This is a genomic window from Nostoc sp. UHCC 0252, from assembly GCF_034931145.1.
In the GTDB taxonomy this organism is placed as follows: Bacteria; Cyanobacteriota; Cyanobacteriia; order Cyanobacteriales; family Nostocaceae; genus Nostoc.
In genome coordinates this window covers 1-23,754 of the sequence record NZ_JAYGHE010000025.1, presented here as the reverse complement: position 1 = coordinate 23,754, position 23,754 = coordinate 1, and the positions used below count along the sequence as shown (strand labels likewise).

Sequence of the window (23,754 nt, the reverse complement as noted above, 5' to 3'; positions counted from 1 at the left end):
GATAGGTGAAACAACCAATAAGCTTATCTCATTTAAACTCCATCCCTTGATCGTTGGATTCATCCTAATTCCTAAGTAAGTTGGCGCAAAAAAAACCAAGTATATTACGGAACGAAATAGGCTTAAAGCCCTCACCAATGACAAATGACAAATCACTCCTAAATCAATTCCCATAACCAAAAATTAGCAATGCCTCCTGCCAACCAAGAACCCTCAACTAACCCGCCATCTAATCTCGATTTATTTACCATTCCCCAATCGTTCCTTTTACAAGTAGGCACAGCGTCTATATTACTGCTGCTCATTACCGGAAAAACTACAGTAAGAACACTAGAAGCCATAGGGGAAGCCAGTGAAGAATTGTTTCGAGGCGATCGCCTACCCATTCTCGACTTCCCAGAGGAGCGCGAAACTAATCAAACTTAGAAAATATACACCAAATAATTATTTGCTCAGGAATAGCCCGATGAGCATTCAGTAGAAAACCAAGAAGCGTAAACAGTAATTAGCTTTACAAAATAGAGAATATGGGTTCCCTTTTATACTCTTCGTCTCAAACTGCGGATATATACCCGGTGTCGGAATTATTTTTGCGTCATCGTCTCCAGGTAGTGGAAGAATTGTGGGAGTCTGTTCTCCGGCAAGAATGCGGTCAAAACATGGTAGATTTGTTGCGGCAGTTGCGCGATTTGTGTTCGCCAGAAGGACAAGCAACAAATGACCAAGCATCCTCAGCCGTCAAATTAATTGAACAACTAAATATCAACGAAGCAATTCGTGCGGCTCGTGCTTTCGCTCTGTATTTTCAATTGATTAACATCATTGAGCAGGAATACGAGCAACGGCAGCAACTAAGTCGCTATGAAGCAGAAACAGAGGCTACAGACGCAGAAAGAGCATCTAATGTCAACTATTCGTCCAATCAAAGAGAAGATGACGCGCCTGTTAGCAAGGGACTAGCAGCAGAATTGTTGGCAAAGAATTATCTAGAAAAAGCCTCAGTCAAACCAAAAGGGACTTTCGCCGCCTTGTTTCCCTATTTATTCAAACAGAACGTACCACCCCAGCAGATTCAACGTCTAATTGCTCATCTGGATGTCCGCTTAGTTTTCACAGCGCACCCGACGGAAATTGTTCGTCATACCATCCGCGACAAGCAGCGACAGGTGGTGCAACTCTTGCAAAAACTGGATGCTTTGGAAAACCATTCTGGGGCTGCATCTGGGGGATATGCTTGGGAAGCAGCAGATGTCCGCGAACAATTGCTCGAAGAAATTCGCCTTTGGTGGCGTACAGACGAACTTCACCAGTTCAAACCCACGGTGCTAGATGAAGTAGATTATGCCTTGCACTACTTCCAAGAAGTTTTATTTGATGGCATCCCCCAACTTTATAAACGTTTCAAACACACCTTATCTAATACCTTTCCTTGGTTAGAACCACCGAGTAAAAACTTTTGCTCTTTCGGTTCCTGGGTAGGCTCAGATAGGGATGGGAACCCATCAGTCACGCCAGAGATTACCTGGCAAACCGCTTGCTATCAGCGCAAAATGGTGCTGGGGAGATATATTCAGTCAGTGAAAAATCTGATTGAATTGTTGAGTGTGTCGATGCACTGGAGTGATGTCTTACCCGATTTGCTGGAATCTCTGGAGTTAGATCAGTCGCAGTTGAGTGAAGTGTACGACGCACTGGCGCTGCGTTATCGACAAGAACCCTATCGGCTGAAACTCGCTTATGTACTGAAACGGCTAGAAAATACTCGCGATCGCAATTTAGCTTTGTACAATCGGGAAACGCCAAAAAATCCAGACAGCCCCCTGTATCGTTCGGGAGACGATTTTTTAGCAGAACTGCGGATGATTCAGCGCAATTTGACAGAAACAGGTTTAAGCTGTCGAGAATTAGAAAATCTCATCTGTCAGGTAGAAATTTTTGGCTTTAACTTGACACAACTAGATATTCGCCAAGAATCATCTCGCCACGCTGATGCGCTGAATGAGATACTACAATACCTGCAAATATTACCTCAACCTTACAACGAACTATCCGAGGAGCAAAAAGTCGCTTGGCTCACAGGAGAACTGCAAACCCGGCGGCCGTTGATTCCCGCAGAATTACCATTTTCTGAAAAAACCAACGATGTCATTGAAACCTTTCGCGTCGTGCGATCGCTCCAACAAGAATTTGGTCTAAATATCTGCCAAACTTACATTATCAGCATGTGCCGCGACGTAAGCGACGTGCTGGAAGTATTACTTTTAGCCAAAGAAGCCAGACTTTTCGACCCCGCCATTGCTGTCGGAACCATTCAAGTTGTCCCCTTATTTGAGACAGTAGAAGACTTACAACGCTCCAGAAGCGTCATGCGGAAACTGTTTGAACTTCCCTTATATCGCGCTTTGTTAGCTGGCGGCTACGAACAGACAAAAACAAAGAGTCTTGTGGATGAAAATTCATCCTCCCCTGCCTCTCTAGTACCCTCCCTCCTCACACTTAACCTGCAAGAAGTAATGCTGGGGTATTCTGACAGCAACAAAGACTCTGGTTTTTTAAGCAGCAACTGGGAAATTCATAAAGCCCAAAAATCACTGCAACAAATAGCAGAAAGCTACGATGTAAATTTGCGAATTTTCCACGGACGCGGCGGTTCTGTGGGACGAGGTGGTGGCCCTGCTTACGAGGCGATTTTGGCTCAACCAGGTCATAGTATCAATGGACGAATCAAGATTACCGAACAAGGAGAAGTTCTCGCTTCTAAATACTCCTTGTTGGACTTGGCACTATACCACATGGAAACCATCACCACTGCTGTGATTCAAGCTAGTTTACTGCGGACAGGGTTTGATGATATTGAACCCTGGAATGAGATTATGGAAGAATTAGCAGTGCGATCGCGTCAACATTATCGTGCTTTAATCTACGAACAGCCTGATTTCGTTGACTTCTTCCATCAAGTAACCCCCATTGAAGAAATTAGCCAGCTACAAATTAGTTCTCGTCCAGCCCGCCGACCATCTGGTAAGAAAGATTTAAGTAGTCTGCGAGCTATTCCTTGGGTATTTAGCTGGACACAAACCCGCTTTTTGCTTCCTTCCTGGTACGGTATTGGCACAGCTTTACAAGAATTCTTGAACGAAGAACCAGAAGAACACTTGAAATTACTGCGCTACTTTTACGTAAAGTGGCCATTTTTCAAGATGGTAATTTCTAAAGCCGAGATGACTTTGGCAAAAGTAGATATGCAAATGGCACATCACTACGTTCAGGAATTGTCAAAACCAGAAGATCAACTTCGTTTTGCCAAGGTTTTTGACCAAATTGCCAGCGAGTTCTATCTGACAAGAGATTTGGTTTTGAAAATCACCGATCATAATCGGCTGTTAGATGGCGATCCTGTCTTGCAACGATCTGTGCAGTTACGCAATGGCACAATTGTCCCCTTGGGATTTATCCAAGTTTCCCTACTCAAGCGCCTACGTCAGTCTATGAATAGTAATGCTACTTCTGGAGTTATCCACTCTCGTTACAGCAAAGGCGAGTTACTGCGAGGAGCATTGTTAACTATTAATGGCATTGCAGCCGGGATGAGAAATACGGGGTGATGGGGAATGGAGCAGGGGGCAGGGGGCAGGGGGCAGGGAGCAGGGGGAGCAGAGGGACAAGGGGACAGAAGTTTAGAACTTACAACAAGTCTTTCTCCTTGTACCCAAGTCCTCTTTCCCATTCCCAACTCCCAATACTTCGGCTTCGCTCAGTACAAGTTCCCAATTCCCAATTCCCAATTCCCAATGACAAAAAATAGAATTTTAATTTGCACATTTTTGGCGCTGTCATCGGGTTTTTTTGGTGCTTACACTAGTGGGCAAATCACCATCATGCTACATAGCCAGAAGTGTCAAAACCAATCTTGGGGTCTCCAGGTGATGTGCAACGCTTGGATGACACCAGGAGCAATATGGCAAGGTAGCACAACAGGATTATGGACAGGCACTATTTTAGGCGCTTTTGTTGGGGGCTTGGTGACACGACAAGCTCGTGATTAGTCTATTGACTACCAATCCTCCGCAGCAAAAGGCAGGTTTGGTGTCAGCAAGGCTGGTAAAATCTACTCATAGCGAAGAAGAGTAAATCACCATGTCTACCGAAACTAACCCAGGGAATCAAACTACCACAGGTGCTGATGCGATTGATGAAGCGATCGCACGGGGAATTGATTTTGACGGTTCTCCCATTCCACCTGCCAAATTAGAACTTTATGGTAAAGTCATGGCGCTAGAGGGTAATAGACAGCGCAGTGGCGTATCTAATACTATGCGATCGCGTATTGTGCGAATTGGTGCAAAACACATTCCCCAAGCAGAACTCGATCAATTGCTTACAGATGCTGGTTTCGCACCCCTAAAAGAAAAAGAAATTGCCTTTTTTTATAGCGGCAAATAATTGCTAATTTACAACAGTTTTAATTTATTTAGATGTATGTTGTCTGAATCGCCGTTTTGATGACCAGACACAAGAACGGATCTTAGGAAATCCCACTATTGACGAAATCTTTGCTCACATTGAGGAGCGACGAAAACAGCAGGAGAAGGGCGAAAAGTAGAAAAGTTTTATGTGGTAGCGATCGCCTAAACTGATAATTTAGATAATCGCTACATTATCCTACCTTATGATCTGTTCCAAACTTTGATGAAGGCAATCACTGAATGTCCACAGGCATTCATCTATCATCAAGTTTGCAATATTATCTCTATTACCTACCCAATAAAAATTGTTGGCAAAACTTAGTCCCCATTGCCTACCATCTTCGATAGCATAAGCAATAGTTTGCCCGATAACAGGCATATTCATAATTGATTCAAAATCCATACAGCTTTTACCTGAGTAACTGAGAAGACCTAGAAATTTCTAGCTTTAGTATTCCCCGTAGCAAAACTTAATAATCGGTATTATTTATAACTTTAGTGAAAATAGTGGTAAATAATGCCCATGACTAAAAGCAGCTTTATATAAAGCCAGTTTCAATTTCCGAAACAAGCCTGACAGAAGTTGTAGAAAGAGGTTACGTTAAGTGTTAATCACAAGCCGCAACCCAGCAGCGATGGTAAAAGAATTAGCAATTTGCACCCGTGGACTAACTAAGCAATTTGACAGACACGTTGCTGTTAATGATGTGGATTTAGAAATCCAGGCGGGGGAAGTATATGGACTGATTGGGCCCAATGGGGCGGGTAAAACAACTCTCATCCGAATGTTGGCAACTGCTGAGGAACCAACAACGGGTGAGATTTATATTAATGGCGATCGCTTACTCCGTGACAAGAGTAATCCCAAACTTAAGGGTCGTCTAGGCTACTTACCCGATGACTACCCGCTATATGAGGATTTGATAGTCTGGGATTACCTAGATTATTTTGCGCGTCTCTATCGCTTGCGAGAACCGCGCCGCACTCAACGCCTACATGAAGTTTTAGAACTCATCCAACTTGGAAATAAACGTCACAGCCAGATTTCTACTCTGTCGAGGGGGATGAAACAGCGCTTGAGTTTAGCGCGAACCATTATCCACGAACCGATTTTACTACTACTAGATGAGCCTGTTTCTGGGCTTGACCCCATCGCCAGGATGCACTTCCGCGAAATCATCAAGGCTTTGCAAGAAGCTGGGATGACTGTAATTATTTCCTCTCATGTTCTCAGTGATTTAGCTGAACTGTGTACATCTGTAGGAATTATGGAACTTGGCTTCTTGGTAGAAAGTACCTCGTTACAACACCTTTATCAACGTCTTTCTCACCAGCAAATTGTGATATCAACTCTGGGGAACCTGGAGACACTTTTAAGAGAATTGAAACACCATCATTTAGTAGAAGAGTGGGAGGTGATATCAGGGAAAAACAGCGTGCGGGTGAATTTTTCAGGGAAAGAAGAAGATAGTGCTGAGTTGTTGCGATCGCTCATCAAAGCAGATATTCCTCTGACTGATTTTCACTGCACCCAAGAAGACTTAGAAACTATTTTCTTGAAATTAGGTCACAAACAAGCATCTTAATTCGTCAATAAATACCACTCCCCATTTTTGGAGATTTTTTCATACTATGCCCAATTTAATAGACAAAATCGGCGATTGGAATCCGCAACTCTTGCGGGAACTCAAAGGACGGCTGAAATTTTTTAATGTTGCGATCGCAGTTGCAACATCGTTACTGCTGCAACTGGTAGTTTTTTTATATCAGTTCCGAGAGTTTCCTGACGAGAAATACTCGCTGACTAATACATACTGTCGTTTGAGTCAAACATATCAAACGCTACAAAAGCAGGCTTTACAGGAATCAAATCAATCTAAAATTGCTTATTTCAATGATTTAGCCTTAAAAAATATTTGTCCCCAAAATCAAATTGATTGGCAGTTATGGTGGCGAGATCACTGGGAATATATATTCCTGACCTTTAGTGTAATTTTTGTATTCACACTATTAGTTGCAGGAACTTATTTAATAATCAATGATTTAGCCAAAGAAGAAACTCGCGGGACGCTGAATTTTATCCGTCTCAGCCCTCAATCAGAAACAAGTATATTGACAGGGAAGTTGCTAGGAGTACCGAGTTTAATTTATCTCGTAATCTTAGTTTCGATTCCTTTACATTTATGGGCTGGTTCTTCTGCCCAAATTGCTTTTACTAACATTTTCAGTTACTATGCTATTCTTGCTGCTAGCTGTATTTTCTTCTACAGTGCTGCACTACTTTTTGGTCTAGTTAGTAGTAAGTTTAGCGGTTTTCAGCCTTGGTTAGGTAGTGGTGCCGTTTTCATTTTTTTAATCATCCCAATTTTGATGGCACCGTCTTATAGCTACAATTCAAATAATTCGGTTACTTGGTTTACACTATTTAACCCCGTGGAAACAACGAATTATCTCTTTCCTAATCTTTTCCGTATCACTCATGCTTCTCCCCTCAAAAACTTGGAGTTTTTCTATTTACCATTAGGGAAAAGTTTTGTTAGTGTTATTGGCTTCCATCTATTGAACTTTGGATTATGTAGTTACGGTATTTTTCAAGCTCTTAAACGTTCCTTTCGTAATCCTCAAGCCTCAATGATCAACAAGGGACAAAGTTATTTATTTATAGCTTTTTCCCAGTTGATGACATGGGGATTTATCTGATTTAAATTTAGATGGAGTAAACTTTATCCGAGGAGATTTGTCTGGAGCAAATCTGCAAGGTAGTAGTTTAGTCAATGCAGACCTATTATTTGCCAATTTGATGAAAGCCGATTTGAGAAATGCAGATTTACGAGGCGCAACTTTAAATGAGACTGTTTGGTTGGAGACTCTAGTAGATAAGTGTAACTTTGGTGTAGGTACTGGTTTAACTCCGCTACAACAGCAAGATTTACAAATGCGAGGCGCTAGATTTAACTCTTGAGAAGACGGTAATTAAAACACAAAAAATTATAAGATTATTGGATTGAGATTGATCTAGAGAAGTTAATGAGTATTAAGTTGCCCCAAAAATTGATGCTGCTGGGTTCAGGAGAACTAGGTAAGGAGTTTGCGATCGCGGCTCAACGTCTTGGTAATTATGTGATTGCCGTTGACCGCTACGCCAATGCTCCAGCTATGCAGGTTGCTGATGCTTATGAAGTGATTTCTATGCTCAGTGCTGATGATTTAGAAGCTGTAGTGAGCAAATATCAGCCAGACATAATCATACCAGAAATTGAAGCAATCCGAACAGAAAAATTGATCGAATTTGAACAGCGAGGCATTACAGTTATACCAACTGCGGCTGCTACTAACTATACAATGAACCGCGACAGAATTCGGGAACTGGCGCATCAACAATTGGGCATCAGAACAGCTAAATATGGTTATGCAACAACCCTACAAGAATTGATTAAAGTTTCTGATGAAATTGGGTTTAGTAATGTTGTTAAACCTGTGATGTCATCTTCTGGAAAAGGGCAGTCTGTAGTCAAGGATAAGAGTGAAGTTGAGAAGGCTTGGAATTATGCGATCGCTAATTCTAGGGGAGACAGTCAAAAGGTGATTGTAGAAGAATTTATTGACTTTGAAATCGAGATAACCTTATTGACAATTAAACAGTGGAATGCACCAACAATTTTCTGTTCTCCTATTGGTCATCGCCAAGAACGAGGCGATTATCAAGAATCATGGCAACCCGCATTAATTTCTGAAGACAAAATATTAAAAGCTCAAGAAATAGCCATAAAAGTTACTGATGCTTTAGGAGGAGCCGGAATTTTTGGCGTTGAGTTTTTCATTACCAAAGATGAAGTCATTTTTTCCGAACTTTCTCCCAGACCTCATGATACAGGAATGGTGACATTAATCTCACAAAATCTCAATGAATTTGAACTACATTTAAGAGCAGTTTTAGGTTTACCAATTCCTCATATAGAACAGCTAGGAGCCTCAGCTAGTGCGGTAATTTTAGCTTCAGAAAAATCTGATTCTATTAGTTTTGGTGGTGTAGCTGATGCTTTGTCAGAAAAAGATGTAGATATTAAATTATTTGGTAAGCCTAATGCTCATCCATATCGGCGAATGGGCGTAGCTTTAGCGAAGGGTGCGAATATCCAAGAGGCTAGGGAAAAAGCGACTAAAGCAGCTAATAAAATCACAATTTTCTAATCATAGCCAGCTAAGGCGAAACTCTATAGTGTCCATCTAAATTAGACGTAAAAAAAGACCTCTCCCTGGTTTTACTACGCAAAACCGTCCCTCTCCGACTCGGAGAGGGACAGACTTGAACTTTAGTTCAAGGCAGGGAGAGGTTTATCGAACTCACGTTAAATTCGGGCGATCGTTTCTTGAATTCGGGCGATCGCTGAACTCACGCTGAATATGATAAGGATAAATGGAAAAATGACCTGTACTTTTAGGCTACGCAAATAATCTTCTGTGGGTGGAGAATATTTAGAGAGCGATCGCCTGAGTTTTACAAAAATATGGCGTAGACACGCTGCGGCTTGTCTTCAGACATACACTCGGCAAGGGAGTTGTTGAACGTGAATTTTTCTCCTAAAACAATTCGATATTTATAGGACTTACGCAACACCGATATTGTCATTGCGATCGGAACGGAGTGTAGGGAAGCAATCCCAGCGTCAGGGGGGATTACCTCGCTATCGCTCGTAATGACAGAGTTACGTTATTTTTGCGTAAGTCCTGATTTAAAGTTTTAATGACTTGGCGATCGCCTTTCTTATTTTTTACCAAATAAGTAATACCAAATCGTCCCCTTCCCAATTCCCTTTCAATAGTATATTTGCTACCTTGCAATTGATTGCCTGCTATCCAAGCCACATTTGTAGCCCCAAAATACTTATATTAATTTTCACATAATAAAAGCCTGAAGAACCGGAGCCTAGCTTTAATTAAAATTTTCCGGTGGTCCCACATTTGCAATTTCATAACCAGTGGGATAGCTGGGGATAGAAGAGTCAACATAAAAATTAGGGTGATTCCGAGGTGGGAATAACCGGATTAATTTGGCTCGGATTTTTAGTAGATTTACCATAGCCGATCGCAGCAATGGCGAAGGATAGGGAAAACCAAAGGCATCGAGCATGGTGTCATCCATTAAAGCATAGATACCTGGTTTGATGGAAGAACGCATCCACCAAGGAAACCAACTCAAAAATAAATCGCGTGTAGCTTCCCCAACCCGACGATTTGTATCTGAATAATGAAAGTTTTGGCGTTCGTAGTTAAGGTTATAGCGTTCCAATTCTTCGTAGGTTTCAGGGATATTCTGAATTTGCATTTGCTTACCTACTTCTCGCCAGAAGTAAAAGGAGGCTAATTTTTCTTGTTCGCACATCAGCCGCCAACCAAAACGTGCATTCCAACGGATAGGCTCGAAAATGAAAGTTGAAAGTACATACAGGAAATTGTCGTTGTCAATCTTGAAGCGTCCGTGGAGTGCATTCATGCGTTGCAGGGCTTGTTTGCCGCGATCGCTATCATAGCCCCACTTAATCATCTCTCCAACAATTATTGACGTGTCATCGTAGCGTTTTTGCGGACAATGGGTAAATTCTCCTGTATGATTCAGTAATTTAGAAATACTAGGAACGCAATAAGTTCGCATCAAAGCTACTTCGAGCGATCGCGTCATATCCCAAGGAAACTCATAGCCATTCATCAAATGATAAATCTGGCAATGATCTTGTACTGGGTGAAGTTGCTGAATCAAATGAAGATTTTTATAACGATTCAGAAGCATCTGAAATTTCTCTGTATTCAATTCAGTTATTTATTCACATCCAACAACCGCGAAGTTTCTAATCGCCTCATCCACTTCTCTAAATAAATTCGATTACCTTTCTCCTCATTTGGATCTTTAGTATCCAAAGGATAAGGCATCAGTCCCAAAATTGTTGCCGTAGTCACACAAAACATTGATTTTTGGAAACTTATGCAAATTTGCACCCGCAAATCATCTTCACCCCGAAGGCTGCGACGATAAATTTCATGCAAATATTCTGGAAGGTAATGACGCATATCTTGCATCAATAATGTGGGAGGAATACCTGCGCCGCCGATGGGTAAAGGATCTGCATACAATGCGCCGTATTCAAATCGCGTTTGATCTGGGGGAATTTGATAACCTTGGGCGTTGTATGAAACTGTGCCGTGGAAAGGAGTTCCCCGGAAGAATACTGCTTCTACATAAGGTATTGCTGTATCTGCTAAGAAGGTTAAACCAACGCTTTTAGGAATGATTTCATATACTTCACCCCGAATTTTGACGGCGTATGTAATTGGGTTTAATGCATTTGCCACTAACCCTGCTTTAATATGTTCTACAACTTCGGGAATCGATTTTATTTTGCCTTTATCGTAAAGATCCGATAAGCTGAGGAAAATATCGGCCATGACTCGCCAGAATTGACCTAAACCCGTGTAGTAAGCAGAGACGCGCAATTGTTCTGTTAAGAAATCTGGAAACAGTTGTTCAATACCCGAAATTAAGGGATTATTTTTAAATTTTGCGGCAATAACGGCTCGCGCTCTTTCTTTAAATTCTGTGGTATCTAAATACGTATCTAGTCCGCCGCCACCGTGCCACATCATGGCTTTCATACAATATTCGGCATATTCAAAATTAATGCGATCGTGCCACCAATGACGGAATAATTTCTGAAAAGAAACCTCTCCATTAAAGTATTTAAAAAATGGGAAAAATATTAAAAACTGATGTTCGGCAATATAGTTAAGATTTTTTGAGTAGGCATCTAAAACTACGCCATAGCTTTTAAGAATACCAACAACTTCCAGTACATTGTCTGGAGTGTCGGGGACTAATGCTTGCCCTTTTTGCAGACGTTCAATATACTCAGCTAAGGGATTGTGAGCCGCTTTCTTTTTAATAGTTACCATTGCTATCTCTCCAAAAAGTATAGGGACCGGGTACTGGGGATTGGGTACTGGGTATTGGGTTTTGGTTACTAGGGATTAGACATTGGGTATTATGTATTCAGAAAAATCTTCCCTAGTCCTTAATTCCTAGTCCCCAGTCCCCAGTCCCCATTCCCTAATCCCCAGTCCCCATTGCTTTCTCCAAGGACACCGCTACTACTACGTTTTGGTTATTCACCATTGCTGTAATTGTTGGTTCAGTCCAGCGTGCTAACCAAGCGGGTTGAATGCCAAAAATCACAATCAGCACAGCTAAAATTGCAGCTGGGATGCGATCGCTCCAATACACACGTGGTAAGTTAGTAACTTGTGCAGACAAGCGGCCAAAAAAGGCACGGTTGAGGAGTATCAGGAAGTAGACCGCAGTCAAACCTGTACCAATCATTGATAGTAGGGTTTGCACTGGAAAAACTGCGAAACTGGCCCGAAAAATGATGAATTCGGAAATAAACCCGACCATTCCCGGTATCCCAGCGCTGGCCATAACTCCTAAAACCATTAGGCTGCCAATCACGGGCATACCCCGTTCTGGGTTCAGCAATCCTTGGAGAACTTCTAAATCTCGGCTTCCGGCTTTTTTATACACAACCCCTACCAGCAAAAACAGCATGGCGGAAATCAAGCCGTGGCTGATCATTTGCATGACAGCACCTAAGACGCTTAATGGTGTAGCCGTCGCTGCCGCTAACAGCACATAGCCCATGTGTCCGATGGAACTGTATGCTACCATCTTTTTCATATCGGTTTGAGCGATCGCGCAGGATGCACCATACAATACACTTACTACTGCCCAAGTCGCTAACCAAGGAGCCACATAAGCCCAAGCTTCTGGTAATAAGTTCATACCAAACCGCAGTAAGCCGTAGGTTCCCAACTTCAACAACACTCCAGCCAACAGCACAGAAATTGGTGTGGAAGCTTCAACGTGAGCATCTGGCAACCAAGTATGGAAGGGAACTAAAGGAATTTTAATCCCGAAACCGACCAAAATCCCCACGAGCAGTAAAAGCTGTGTCGTTAAAGGTAAAGTTGTAGTGTTTAAGGTTGCGAGTGCAAAGTTAGAGGAACCACTAAGCCAAACCATGCCGAGGAAGCTTGCTAAAATCAAGATTCCTGAAACGGCGGTATAAATAAGAAATTTGGTAGCCGCATAACCTCGCTTTTCCCCACCCCAAATAGCTATCAATAGATATAGCGGAATCAGTTCCAATTCGTAAAATAGGAAAAATAACAGTAAGTCTTGTGCCAGAAAAGCTCCAGTTACCCCAGCGCTTAATAATAGAATCAAAGAGTAATAAAACTTAGGACGCTGAAGGGATTCATCACTGCTGTAGATGGCAATGCAAGTTAACAATCCATTCAAAACCAGCAATGGCAAAGACAAACCATCGATTCCCAGGTTATAGTTTAAGCCTAAGACATCTATCCAAAGAATAGACTCAGAAAACTGTTGAGTTATTTCCCCTGGATGGAACTGAATTGCTAGTACGATTGTCCACAATAAAGCGATACTGGCAAAGACCAAAGCCACCCCACGGGCAAATTTTCCACTGATGCCAGAAGGCGAGAAACCAATTAAAGCTGCGCCGATTAACGGCACTAGAATTAAAACACTAAGCATAAGCAGGTATGAAATCGGGAATGGGGAATGGGGAATTGGAATGGGAAAAAACTCTTACCCAATCACAAATGACATCACAAATGACAAATGACCAATGACAATATCTTTAGAAAGGCAATTTATCTAGTAAACCCGATGACCAGCCGATGAAGAAAGCTAGGACGCTGACAACTGCTAGGATGGTCAACATATAGCCCTGAGATTGCCCAGAAATGCTGTACTTTAAAGTTTGTCCACCAAAAATTGTCGCAAACCCAACCAAGTTTACTAGACCATCAACTAAATAGCGATCGCTCCAAGCAGAAATTTTAGACAGCAGCGCGACTGCACTCACCACCGTTACGCGATAAACTCGGTCAATATAAAAATCATAACCTAATAAGTCTTGCACAAATCTCCACGCCAAAAATCTGGATCGTGACCAAGCTTTGTGCAGATAAACTGTAGAACCGACAACTACTCCCAGCACAGTAGAAGCAAACAACGCTAATGCTACATACCAATTAATACTTTGCCAATCTGGTAGTAAGTACCATTGCTGTAACATCAAAGGCAAAAGCAGAGTCAATACTGTCAGAGTCACCATCGGGAAGGCCATTTGCCAACCGACTTCTGGCGTGCGTCGGGTTTTTTGTTGCGGTTTACCCCAGAAGACTAGTCTGAATACTCTAGTTAAGTTCAATGCTGTCAAGCCATTGACCAACAATAAAACCCCAATCACCCAAGGGCTAATATTCACGAAACCATCAGCCCATCCTAGCATTGCCCAGAAGCCTCCCAATGGTAGCAGCGTTACCATCCCCGCCGAACCGACAATAAAGGCGGTGGTGGTGGCTGGCATCCGTGACCAAAGTCCGCCCATTTCGGTCAAGTCTTGGCTTTGGGTAGTTAAGATCACTGAACCGGAACTCATAAATAATAATGCTTTAGCGATCGCATGAGTTAACAGCAACATCAAAGCTACACCCCCTTGCTGTAACCCCACCGCCAAAAACACTAACCCCATGTATGCACTGGTGGAATGAGATAGCGATCGCTTAATGTCAATTTGAGCTATAGATACTAATGTCGCCCCAATTGCCGTTACCGTACCCATAATTACCAAGGCATTCAAGGCAACTGGCGACAGCGCTAACAATGGTTGAAATTTATATAGTAAATAAGCACCTCCAGCTACTACCAGCGAATTTCGCATTACCGAAGCTGGGTTGGGCCCTTCCATCGCCTCATCTAACCACAGGTGCAGGGGAAATTGGGCACATTTTCCAGCCGGCCCAGCAATTAACGCCAACCCCAGCAATGTTGATGTCACTGGACTTAAATTAGCTGTTTGCGCCCACTCATATAAATCCGAAAAGTTTAAACTACCAGCTAAGTTGGAAAGCGTCACCGTAGCCATCAGCAACAACAAGTCTCCTACCCGTTTAGTCCAAAATGCATCTCGCGCTGCCGTTACTACTAGCGGTTGAGCATACCAAAAACCCACCAGCAAGTAAGTTGAAAGCGTCAAAACTTCTAAAAGGGCATAGCTGAGAAACAAAGAATCACTGATTGCTAGACCACTCAACGCTGCTTCAAAAAACCCTAGCAGCGCAAAAAAACGCGCCAGCGACCAGTCTTTTTCCATGTAACCCAGAGCGTAAACTTGTGCCAGTAAGCTTAAACCTGTGATTAAAACTATTGCGCCAATGCTGACTGCTGAGAGTTCCAAGGTAAAAGATAAGTCTAAATCAGCAGCTTTGAACCACGGTACTAATAGCGTTTCTGGTTCTCTATCCCAGATATTTTTAAATACAAACAGACTATGGATAAAAGCCAAAACAGTTGTCAACAAATTGATATATGCCGCAGGTCTTGGCCCTGTTCTTTGAATTATTCCTATTCCCCAGGGCAACGTCAAAATTGCGCCTAATAAGCTATATAAAGGCACAAACCAACTTGTTAAAAATAGAAATTGATCCATTTAAATTTACCTTGAAGACTCAACCTTTATTTTAAAAAATCTTTTCGACAATTATTTATTTAAAAACATTAATTTAGTAAAATATCAATATTTTTTTACTATTGTTTAAGCTAAATTATCAAAAGTATTTTTACTTTACTTTACCCTACCAAACTTCTATAAAATATAACTTTACATACGCAAAAGCATTTACTTACCTTAACCTTGACTCTGTTTTTACATTTGTATTTCTACTTTGAGCAGAGTAATTTATACGATATATATGAAAATATTATATACTTTTTACCTACTCGTTGTGCATACCGCAAAATCATAAAAAAGATAGATACAGCAAAACATACAGCCGCCGCTTGTTCTCACTAGATAGAATTAGCCTTGGTTATGAATGCCGTTTTGTCAATGTGATAAAAAAATTATAAAGCATAAGTGGCTGCTCAAGTAATCAGTAAACTTTAATTGCTCAGAATGCCCGGATAAATATTTGTTAAGTTTTTTAAAACTTTCTTATCATAAACTATTATAGTGATTTATATTGCCAGGAACGCCAAGCTTTCCTATGCTTAATTTGGAAGTGTTTTCTTAGCTATAAGATCAGGCTCTCCCCGTCAAAAAATTCAAACGACAGTACAGATTGCATTAATTTTGTAGGAGTTCTGCGATGCCAATTGCAGTTGGAATGATTGAAACGAAAGGCTTTCCAGCAGTTGTGGAAGCTGCTGATGCGATGGTGAAAGCCGCCCGTGTCACCTTAGTAGGGTATGAAAAAATTGGTAGCGCTCGCGTCACCGTGATAGTTCGGGGAGATGTATCGGAAGTGCAAGCTTCTGTAGCTGCTGGGGTTGAAGCGGCGAAAAGAGTATTTGGTGGTGAAGTGTTGTCCACTCACATCATTGCTCGTCCTCACGAAAACCTGGAATACGTCTTGCCGATTCGTTACACCGAAGCTGTGGAACAGTTCCGTACCTAAAAGCTGTTTAAAAAAAGTAATTAAAGCTTTTTGCTTTTTTGAGCATCACTTTTGTCCAAAGTCTAAAAACAATAAAAAAGGGATTAAAACTAATGTCAATTGCAGTGGGAATGGTTGAAACGCTGGGCTTTCCAGCAGTAGTGGAAGCTGCTGATGCGATGGTGAAAGCTGCTCGTGTGACTCTAGTCGGCTATGAAAAAATCGGCAGTGGTCGAGTTACCGTAATTGTCCGGGGTGACGTTTCGGAAGTGCAAGCTTCCGTAGCCGCAGGTGTTGAATCAGTGAAGCGAGTCAATGGTGGACAAGTGCTGTCTACTCACATCATTGCTCGTCCTCACGAAAACTTAGAATATGTCCTACCAATTCGTTATACAGAAGACGTAGAGCAATTCCGGGAAAATGTCAACGCAATTCGTCCTTTCGGTAGAAGACCGTAATTTTTAATGCAAGTCGCTAAAGTTCGCGGCACAGTAGTTAGCACCCAAAAAGATCCAAGTCTTAGAGGTGTGAAACTACTGTTGTTACAATTTGTAGATGAAGAAGGAAACATCCTCCCACAATATGAGGTAGCAGCAGATAGTGTGGGAGCAGGTGTCGATGAATGGGTACTTGTCAGTCGTGGTAGTGTTGCTCGTCAAGTTATTGGCAACGAACAGCGACCACTAGATGCAGTGGTAGTGGCGATCATAGATACAATTTATGTTGAAGATCGCATGATTTACAGTAAAAAAGATCAATATCGATAGTCATTGGTCATTAGTCATTAGTCATTAGAAAAGGACGAATGACAAAGGACGAATGACAATATAGGAGGAATCTCGCAATGGCAGTCCGCAGCACGGCAGCACCCCCAACTCCGTGGTCAAGGAATTTAGCTGAACCCGACATCCATAAAACTGCTTTTGTACATTCATTCTCCAATCTGATTGGGGATGTACGAATAGGTGCAAATGTAATCGTTGCTCCGGGGACTACGATTAGAGCGGATGAAGGCACACCTTTTTATCTTGGTGAAAACACCAATATTCAAGATGGTGTAGTCATTCATGGGTTAGAGCAAGGTCGAGTAATTGGCGATGACCAAGAAAAATACTCGGTATGGGTAGGTAAAAATGCTTGCATTACCCACATGGCTCTAATTCACGGGCCAGCTTATGTAGGCGATAATTCCTTCATTGGCTTTCGCTCTACAGTGTTTAATGCCAGGGTGGGTGCAGGTTGCATCGTGATGATGCACGCTTTGATTCAAGACGTAGAAATTCCCGCAGGTAAATATGTACCTTCGGGAGCGGTAATTACTAGCCAGCAGCAAGCTGATCGCTTGCCAGATGTGCAAGATCAAGATAAGGAATTTGCTCATCATGTGGTTGGGATTAATCAGGCGCTACGAGCTGGTTATCTTTGTGCTGCGGATAGCAAATGTATAGCACCCATTCGGGATGAGAACGCTAAATCTTATACAGGTAATGGTATTACTGTTTTAGAGTTGGAAAGGAGTAGTGAAGTGGCGAGCAATAGCTTGGGTGCAGAAACAATAGAGCAGTTGCGCTATCTATTGGAACAAGGGTATAAGATTGGTACAGAACACGTAGACCAGAGACGGTTCCGCACGGGTTCTTGGACTAGTTGCCAACCAATTGAACCGAGATCCATCGGTGAAGCGATCGCAGCATTAGAAAGCTGTGTAAGTGACCATAGCGGCGAGTATGTCCGCCTATTTGGTATTGACAAAGATAGACGACGTGTGTTAGAAAGCATCATCCAACGCCCGGATGGTGATTTTAAACCAGCTACCAATTTTAAGGCTCCGGCTAGTAGTCATAGCAATGGCAGCTACAGCAGCAATGGTAATGGTAACGGGAACGGCTCTAGCAGTGGCAAAGTCAATGGTGAAACTGTAGAGCAAATCCGCCAACTGTTGGCAGGTGGTTACAAAATTGGTATGGAACACGTAGACGAGCGCCGTTTCCGTACTGGTTCTTGGACTAGCTGCAAGCCAATTGAAGCAAGTTCCATAAATCAAGTAATTTCTGGCTTGGAAGAATGTATAGAAAGCCATCAAGGTGAGTATGTGCGTTTAATCGGCATTGATACCAAAGCCAAACGGCGGGTATTAGAAACAATTATCCAACGTCCAAATGGTCAAGTAGCCTCCTCTGGTAGCCAGAAATCATCATTCACTAGCAGCAGTGGAGGTTATGGAAGTGCGACAGCAACAGCTACCAGTAACCGTTTAAGTACTGAAGTTGTAGACCAACTCCGGCAATTATTGGCTGGTGGGTATAAGGTTAGCCTTGAACACGTAGACGAACGACGGTTCCGTACTGGTTCTTGGACTAGTACCGGTCAAATTCAAGCCTCCTCCGAAAGAGAAGCGATCGCAGCGATAGAAGGACACCTTGGCGAATACCAAGGGGAATATGTACGCTTAATTGGTATTGACCCCAAAGCCAAGCGTCGGGTATTAGAAACAATTATCCAACGTCCAAATGGTCAAGTAGCCTCCTCTGGCAGCCAGAAATCATTTACTAGCAGTGCGCCTTCTGCTACTGCTACAGCAACAGCTACCAGTACCCGCTTGAGTAGTGAAGTTGTAGACCAACTCCGGCAATTATTGGCTGGCGGCTCTAAAATTAGCCTTGAACACGTAGACCAACGGCGTTTCCGTACAGGTTCTTGGACTAGTATCGGTCAGATTCAAGCCTCCTCAGAAAGAGAAGCGATCGCAGCCGTCGAAGGACACCTTGGCGAATACCAAGGGGAATATGTGCGCTTAATTGGTATTGACCCCAAAGCCAAGCGTCGGGTATTAGAAACGATCATCCAAAGACCATAGTAGGTACTGGGGAATAGGGAATGGGGAATGGGGAATTGGTAAGAGACATAGGAGACAAGGAAGAAACTTGAATAATTCTCCTCTTTGTCCTTTCTGTCCCCCTGCCCCCTGCCCCCATGCCTCCCCTGCCTCCCCTACTCCTCATCCCCATTCCGGCTTCCGAGGTTAAAATTTTCATGTCTGTGCTGTCACTGCGCCTCAGCAATAACTTTGATTCTTACATTAGTGGTGAGGTGACTATTCATCCAAGCGCAGTACTTGCACCTGGGGTGATCCTTCAAGCTGCTGAAAACAGCAAGATCATCATTGGGCCAGGGGTCTGTATTGGTATGGGAGCCATTCTCCAAGTCCATGAAGGAACCCTAGAGGTAGAAGTAGGGGCAAACCTGGGAGCCGGTTTTTTGATGGTTGGCAAGGGCAAAATTGGAGCAAATGCTTGCATTGGTTCAGCAACAACAGTTTTTAACTATTCAGTTGAACCTGGACAAGTAGTTCCACCTGGATCGATTTTAGGAGACACCAGTCGGCAAATTGCTCAAACAAAGCAGCCGGAACCATCCACGAGTAACCCTACGGCTACAAGTGCGCCACCGCAGAAGGAAGAAGAAAATGGCTCAGGTGGAGTTAAGGAAAAGGTAGTTTCCTCAACTAACTTCTCAGCTGCGGCTTTTGTGGATTTCAAACAAAATAAGTCGATTTCTTACTTTAAATCTCCCGCCACTCCTGAAAGCCAGCCTCCTCCCGTGCAGGAACCAGCCAAGGATGCTGAACCCCCTTTGCAAGAACCTGTCCAAGAGTCTACAAAACATGACTCAGACCCCAATCAGCTAACTACAGAATCCCCTAACGGTTTCGGGACTCAGATTTATGGACAAGGGAGCATAAACAGACTGTTGACTACATTGTTTCCTCATAGACAATCCTTGAGCGACCCAAATGACGATTAGTCCGAGTAAGTGTTAATTGTAAGTTGTCGGCTTTGTGATTATCTGGGAAAGTTCAAATGGAAACATCTAATCAACGGTCTATGAAATCCATCGAAGGAACGAGTCATCGAGAGACCTTCCAGGATACTGCTTTAGGTTTAGTTTCTACCCGCAGCTTTCCGGCAATAGTTGGGACGGCGGATATGATGCTGAAATCAGCAGGAGTTCACCTAGTTGGGTATGAAAAAATAGGTGGCGGTTATTGTACTGCGATCGTGCGGGGTGGGATTGCTGACGTGCGTCTGGCTGTAGAATCGGGTGTGCAAACGGCTGAACAGTTTGGCCAGTTGGTTTCTAGCTTGGTAATTCCCCGACCTTATCCCAACCTAGATATAGTACTTCCCATCACAACCCGTTTTACTAAATTGATGGAAGAGGGTAATTCTAGCCGTCTGAGTAATCAAGCAATTGGTTTGGTAGAAACCCGAGGATTTCCGGCGATGGTAGGCGCGTGTGATGCCATGCTCAAAGCTGCTGATGTTCATTTAGCAGCCTACGAAAAAATTGGTGGGGGTTTGTGTACAGCAATTATTCGTGGTTCCGTAGCAAATGTAGCGGTAGCAGTGGAAGCAGGAATGTTTGAAGCAGAACGCATTGGAGAATTAAATGCAGTGATGGTAATTCCCCGGCCACTAGACGAAATGGAGCAAACCTTGCCATTAGCAAGCTGCTGGATAGAAACACAGCAGCCTTTAAACTTGCCAGTAAACATTAAAGAACAAGTTGCCGAAATTGAGGTGTTAAGATTACCAGATTTAACCAAGCTACCGACAAAAATTGCAGAAGTTGTAGAAGAAGTATGGAATGATGAATGATGACAGATGAATTTGGGAAAATCATCATTCATCAGGAAGAAGTGAAAGGGATCTTACGCTTTTCTTGTTGTTTTGATAATAGCTTCTTAAATCCATAAATAAAATACCTTTATTATAATAGAAGTTATAGAGTTTTATCTATAATAAAACTCGTAAATATCTATTGGTATTGCTATAGCATTTGCAACTGTTTCAGTAATACTAGTTTTATATCGATGGATAGCTATATAGAGGAGAACCACCTTTGAAGCAAGCGACGCTGCACCAATTAAAGGTATTCGAGGCGGCGGCACGGCACAGTAGCTTTACGCGGGCTGCTGAGGAATTGTTTCTCACCCAACCTACCGTTTCTATGCAAATTAAGCAACTCACAAAATCGGTAGGGTTGCCATTATTTGAGCAAGTGGGAAAGCGGTTGTATCTCACCGAAGCAGGACGAGAATTATTTGCCACTTGTCGGCAGATTTTTGAAAATATAGCCCAGTATGAAATGAAGGTGGCAGATTTAAAAGGGCTAAAACAGGGACAATTACGCTTGGCAGTGATTACAACAGCAAAATATTTTATTCCACGTTTGTTAGGGCCGTTTTGCGAACTTTATCCAGGGATTGATATCTCTCTCCAAGTAACGAATCACGAGCAAATTTTGGAACGGATGAGTCAGAATCTGGACGACTTGTATATTATGAGTCAAGTTCCAGACAATATGGATGTGACTTGCGAACCATTTTTAGAAAACCCTTTAATAGTCTTTGCACCAATTAATCATCCGTTAGCCAAGGAAAAGAATATTCCGATTCAACGCCTGTCTAACGAACCTTTTATTATGCGAGAACCAGGTTCAGGAACTCGTCGCGCCGTCCAAAGTCTATTTGAAGAACAAGGGGTGACAGTAAAAGTCAAACTTGAATTGGGAAGTAACGAAGCAATTAAACAAGCGATCGCAGGTGGTTTAGGAATTTCGGTTTTATCTCGTCATACTTTACTATTAGACGCTTCAGATTTTAGCATTTTAGATGTCCAACACTTCCCCATTCAGCGACATTGGTACATGGTTTACCCCGCAGGCAAGCAGTTATCTATTGTCGCTCGTGCCTATTATGACTATCTCCTGGCTGCGGCAAGGAATTTTGTAGATCAAAAAGCTGATACTACTTCTAATACGCTTGAACCACTTAACTAGTAATTACGAATTACGAATTACCCAAAGGGGTTGACTGTTAGACGGGAACCATTGACAATTAACCAGCAGAATCAATTAAAAATGGGGGAAAACTGGCAATGGTTAACCCGGAAATACCATCTTGGCGCAAAACAGTACAAAGCGAGATTGTAGCTGTTACAGTTTATGCTGACAGAGCATTAGTTACCCGACGAGGCGTAGTTAATTTAACAGGAAATGAGCAGGAATTAGTAATTACACCACTATCAGAGACTCTAGAAACTGAGTCTGTCAGGGTTAGCGGTACAGGGACAGTGGCAGTGCGTTTGATGGGAGTGAGTAGCGATCGTATCTACACCACTGAACCTGTAGCGGAGCGAGTCGCACATTTGACAAGGCAAATTGAGCAGTTAGAAGCAGAAAAACGGCACCTACAAGCCCAAGTGGATGCTTTAGCATTGCAGTCTAGTTTTATCGCCGGTTTACGCGAGAAAACAGAGGAACCTTTTGCACAAAGTTTGTCTCGGAAAAATCTTAGCCTGAGCGAAACTTTGGATTTTTTGAATTTTCTCGGAAGCCAGTATGGTGAATATGCGATCGCATCTGGAGAGTGCAAAACCCAACAGCAGGAATTAGACAAAGAACTACAAGTACTCCGCGCCTCATTGCAAAAAATCCAAACGCCCCATCCTAAAGAGAGTTTGAGCATAGTTGTAGGAGTTGAAGTTGCAGGTGAAGGCGAATTTGAATTAGAGGTGTCTTACATAGTAAATCGCGCCAGTTGGACTCCGCTTTATGACTTGCGCTTTAACACTACCAGCGATATTGTGCATCTGGGCTACCTTGCAGAAATCACTCAAAGTAGTGGCGAAGATTGGATTGGTGCAAATCTCACCCTTTCTACCGCTAAACCGGGATTAGGTACTCTCCCACCTAAACTTGAACCCTGGTATATTGATGCGCCACGTCCACAAATGTTACGACAACGACGATTTGGTGCCCAGCCGCCACTGCTGCCTAGCATAGCAGAACCGCCTGCTGCTGCTAGAGCAGATTGGCAAGAAGAAGACGAAGTTTCAGAGGATGTTCTTATCCAAGCAGAAACTGTTACAGCAGAAGTTTCCAAAGAAGGTAGTGTAGTTACCTTTAAATTGAATGGTGGCGGTAACATTCCCAGTGATGGCGCACCCCATAAGACGACAATTTTTAATGACGATTATCCTTGTAACTTTGATTATGTGGCAATGCCGCGTTTGGTAAGTTTTGCTTATTTACAAGCGAATGTGAAAAATAATCCCAATGGTGCGACTTTGTTACCAGGGAAAGCAAATATTTTCAGCAACAATGTTTTTATCGGAACAACTCAATTAGAGAATATTGCACCAGGGCAAGAATTTGAACTGAATTTAGGGATTGATGAAGGTTTAAAAATTGAGCGCGAATTAGTTGAACGTCTGGTAGACAAAAGATTAATTAGCAACCAGCGACGGATTACTTATAGTTATCGGTTGATAATTACTAACTTACTCGACAAAGAAGTAAATCTGAAAGTAACTGAACAATTGCCAGTTAGTCGCAACGAGCAAATTAAAGTGCGCCTCAGCCGTAGCAACCCACAAATTCAACTTGGTGAAATGGGAATTTTAGAATGGCAGTTAACTCTTCCAGCACAGGAAAAAAGAGAGATATATTACCAGTTTAATGTTGAACATCCGCCTGAGTTAATGGTTGTTGGGTTAGATATTTAAACAACATCACTAACAAGGATTTTGATTTAAAAAACTAAATATCAACAAGCATGATCGAGAATTGGAAGAATCTAAAGAATCAGATTGAAGCATATCTTCTGTTCATAGAAATCTCTGCTTCTGAACTAAGTAGTAGTGACAAAAAAGATCAAATACTGGAAGCTATCAAGCAACGTACTAAGGAAGAAAAACTACAGAAATACTTT

General features: G+C 42.5%; 20 protein-coding genes and 3 pseudogenes. 17 read left to right on the top strand and 6 right to left on the bottom strand.

What is annotated here, in order from left to right; all coding sequences use genetic code 11:
• Window positions 1-189 precede the first annotated feature (189 nt).
• The 4 genes from VB732_RS15945 to VB732_RS15930 all read left to right on the top strand — a co-directional run bounded on the left by VB732_RS15945 (window position 190) and on the right by VB732_RS15930 (window position 4,443).
• Entirely contained in the window at window positions 190-426 is a 237-nt protein-coding gene (locus VB732_RS15945) for a hypothetical protein (protein WP_323231845.1), read from the top strand.
• Between the two features lie 101 nt (window positions 427-527).
• Window positions 528-3,605 (top strand): phosphoenolpyruvate carboxylase, encoded by a 3,078-nt coding sequence (gene ppc, locus VB732_RS15940; RefSeq protein ID WP_323231844.1) that lies wholly within the window; start codon window positions 528-530, stop codon window positions 3,603-3,605.
• 186 nt (window positions 3,606-3,791) lie between these two features.
• Window positions 3,792-4,046, top strand: coding sequence for a hypothetical protein (locus VB732_RS15935; RefSeq protein ID WP_323231843.1), 255 nt, complete (start codon window positions 3,792-3,794; stop codon window positions 4,044-4,046).
• A gap of 91 nt (window positions 4,047-4,137) precedes the next feature.
• On the top strand, window positions 4,138-4,443 hold the full coding sequence (locus VB732_RS15930; protein WP_323231842.1) for a DUF4090 family protein: 306 nt from the start codon (window positions 4,138-4,140) through the stop codon (window positions 4,441-4,443).
• A 219-nt stretch (window positions 4,444-4,662) separates the two neighbouring features.
• Here VB732_RS15930 and VB732_RS15925 read toward each other — a convergent pair whose 3' ends face one another.
• The gene (locus VB732_RS15925; RefSeq protein ID WP_323231841.1) at window positions 4,663-4,869 is read right to left on the bottom strand and encodes a hypothetical protein; all 207 of its coding nucleotides are present in this window, start codon (window positions 4,867-4,869) and stop codon (window positions 4,663-4,665) included.
• Between the two features lie 232 nt (window positions 4,870-5,101).
• Here VB732_RS15925 and VB732_RS15920 point away from each other — a divergent pair, with 232 nt between their 5' ends.
• The 4 genes and pseudogenes from VB732_RS15920 (at window position 5,102) to purT (ending at window position 8,657) form a co-directional block, all read left to right on the top strand.
• Complete coding sequence (locus tag VB732_RS15920) at window positions 5,102-6,052, top strand: ABC transporter ATP-binding protein (protein ID WP_323231894.1); 951 nt, start codon at window positions 5,102-5,104, stop codon at window positions 6,050-6,052.
• Window positions 6,053-6,098: 46 nt separating this feature from the next.
• On the top strand, window positions 6,099-7,166 hold the full coding sequence (locus VB732_RS15915) for an ABC transporter permease subunit (protein ID WP_323231840.1): 1,068 nt from the start codon (window positions 6,099-6,101) through the stop codon (window positions 7,164-7,166).
• A pseudogene (locus tag VB732_RS15910) lies at window positions 7,156-7,428 on the top strand (pentapeptide repeat-containing protein); the annotation flags it as partial. The gene VB732_RS15915 and the pseudogene VB732_RS15910, both read left to right, overlap by 11 nt.
• 65 nt (window positions 7,429-7,493) lie before the next feature.
• Window positions 7,494-8,657, top strand: a complete 1,164-nt coding sequence (gene purT, locus VB732_RS15905; protein WP_323231839.1) for a formate-dependent phosphoribosylglycinamide formyltransferase — start codon at window positions 7,494-7,496, stop codon at window positions 8,655-8,657.
• Between the two features lie 531 nt (window positions 8,658-9,188).
• On the opposite strand, the pseudogene VB732_RS15900 reads toward purT, so the two are convergent.
• The 5 genes and pseudogenes from VB732_RS15900 to VB732_RS15880 all read right to left on the bottom strand — a co-directional run.
• Window positions 9,189-9,332 (bottom strand): annotated as a pseudogene (locus VB732_RS15900) (serine/threonine protein kinase); the annotation flags it as partial.
• Window positions 9,333-9,399: 67 nt separating this feature from the next.
• Window positions 9,400-10,254 (bottom strand): oxygenase MpaB family protein, encoded by an 855-nt coding sequence (locus VB732_RS15895; RefSeq protein ID WP_323231837.1) that lies wholly within the window; start codon window positions 10,252-10,254, stop codon window positions 9,400-9,402.
• A 26-nt stretch (window positions 10,255-10,280) separates the two neighbouring features.
• On the bottom strand, window positions 10,281-11,411 hold the full coding sequence (locus VB732_RS15890; protein WP_323231836.1) for a CO2 hydration protein: 1,131 nt from the start codon (window positions 11,409-11,411) through the stop codon (window positions 10,281-10,283).
• A gap of 154 nt (window positions 11,412-11,565) precedes the next feature.
• Window positions 11,566-13,071, bottom strand: a complete 1,506-nt coding sequence (locus tag VB732_RS15885) for an NADH-quinone oxidoreductase subunit M (protein WP_323231835.1) — start codon at window positions 13,069-13,071, stop codon at window positions 11,566-11,568.
• 106 nt (window positions 13,072-13,177) lie between these two features.
• Complete coding sequence (locus VB732_RS15880; protein WP_323231834.1) at window positions 13,178-15,034, bottom strand: NAD(P)H-quinone oxidoreductase subunit F; 1,857 nt, start codon at window positions 15,032-15,034, stop codon at window positions 13,178-13,180.
• Window positions 15,035-15,692: 658 nt separating this feature from the next.
• Here VB732_RS15880 and VB732_RS15875 point away from each other — a divergent pair.
• The 9 genes and pseudogenes from VB732_RS15875 to VB732_RS15840 all read left to right on the top strand — a co-directional run bounded on the left by VB732_RS15875 (window position 15,693) and on the right by VB732_RS15840 (window position 23,548).
• The gene (locus VB732_RS15875; RefSeq protein WP_012410633.1) at window positions 15,693-16,001 is read left to right on the top strand and encodes a carbon dioxide-concentrating mechanism protein CcmK; all 309 of its coding nucleotides are present in this window, start codon (window positions 15,693-15,695) and stop codon (window positions 15,999-16,001) included.
• Between the two features lie 92 nt (window positions 16,002-16,093).
• A complete protein-coding gene (locus VB732_RS15870) occupies window positions 16,094-16,438 on the top strand; it encodes a carbon dioxide-concentrating mechanism protein CcmK (protein WP_010995041.1) in 345 nt (114 codons plus the stop codon).
• Window positions 16,439-16,444: 6 nt separating this feature from the next.
• Window positions 16,445-16,747, top strand: coding sequence for a EutN/CcmL family microcompartment protein (locus VB732_RS15865; protein ID WP_265270762.1), 303 nt, complete (start codon window positions 16,445-16,447; stop codon window positions 16,745-16,747).
• Window positions 16,748-16,824: 77 nt separating this feature from the next.
• Window positions 16,825-18,489, top strand: a pseudogene (locus VB732_RS15860) (ribulose bisphosphate carboxylase small subunit); the annotation flags it as partial.
• Between the two features lie 90 nt (window positions 18,490-18,579).
• On the top strand, window positions 18,580-18,837 hold the full coding sequence (locus VB732_RS35990; RefSeq protein WP_416235754.1) for a ribulose bisphosphate carboxylase small subunit: 258 nt from the start codon (window positions 18,580-18,582) through the stop codon (window positions 18,835-18,837).
• Window positions 18,838-19,013: 176 nt separating this feature from the next.
• Window positions 19,014-19,784, top strand: a complete 771-nt coding sequence (locus VB732_RS15855) for a transferase (RefSeq protein ID WP_323231832.1) — start codon at window positions 19,014-19,016, stop codon at window positions 19,782-19,784.
• A gap of 56 nt (window positions 19,785-19,840) precedes the next feature.
• Window positions 19,841-20,638 (top strand): BMC domain-containing protein, encoded by a 798-nt coding sequence (locus tag VB732_RS15850; RefSeq protein WP_323231831.1) that lies wholly within the window; start codon window positions 19,841-19,843, stop codon window positions 20,636-20,638.
• Between the two features lie 244 nt (window positions 20,639-20,882).
• The gene (locus VB732_RS15845) at window positions 20,883-21,821 is read left to right on the top strand and encodes a LysR family transcriptional regulator (protein WP_323231830.1); all 939 of its coding nucleotides are present in this window, start codon (window positions 20,883-20,885) and stop codon (window positions 21,819-21,821) included.
• 98 nt (window positions 21,822-21,919) lie between these two features.
• Entirely contained in the window at window positions 21,920-23,548 is a 1,629-nt protein-coding gene (locus tag VB732_RS15840; RefSeq protein ID WP_323231829.1) for a mucoidy inhibitor MuiA family protein, read from the top strand.
• Window positions 23,549-23,754: the final 206 nt, after the last annotated feature.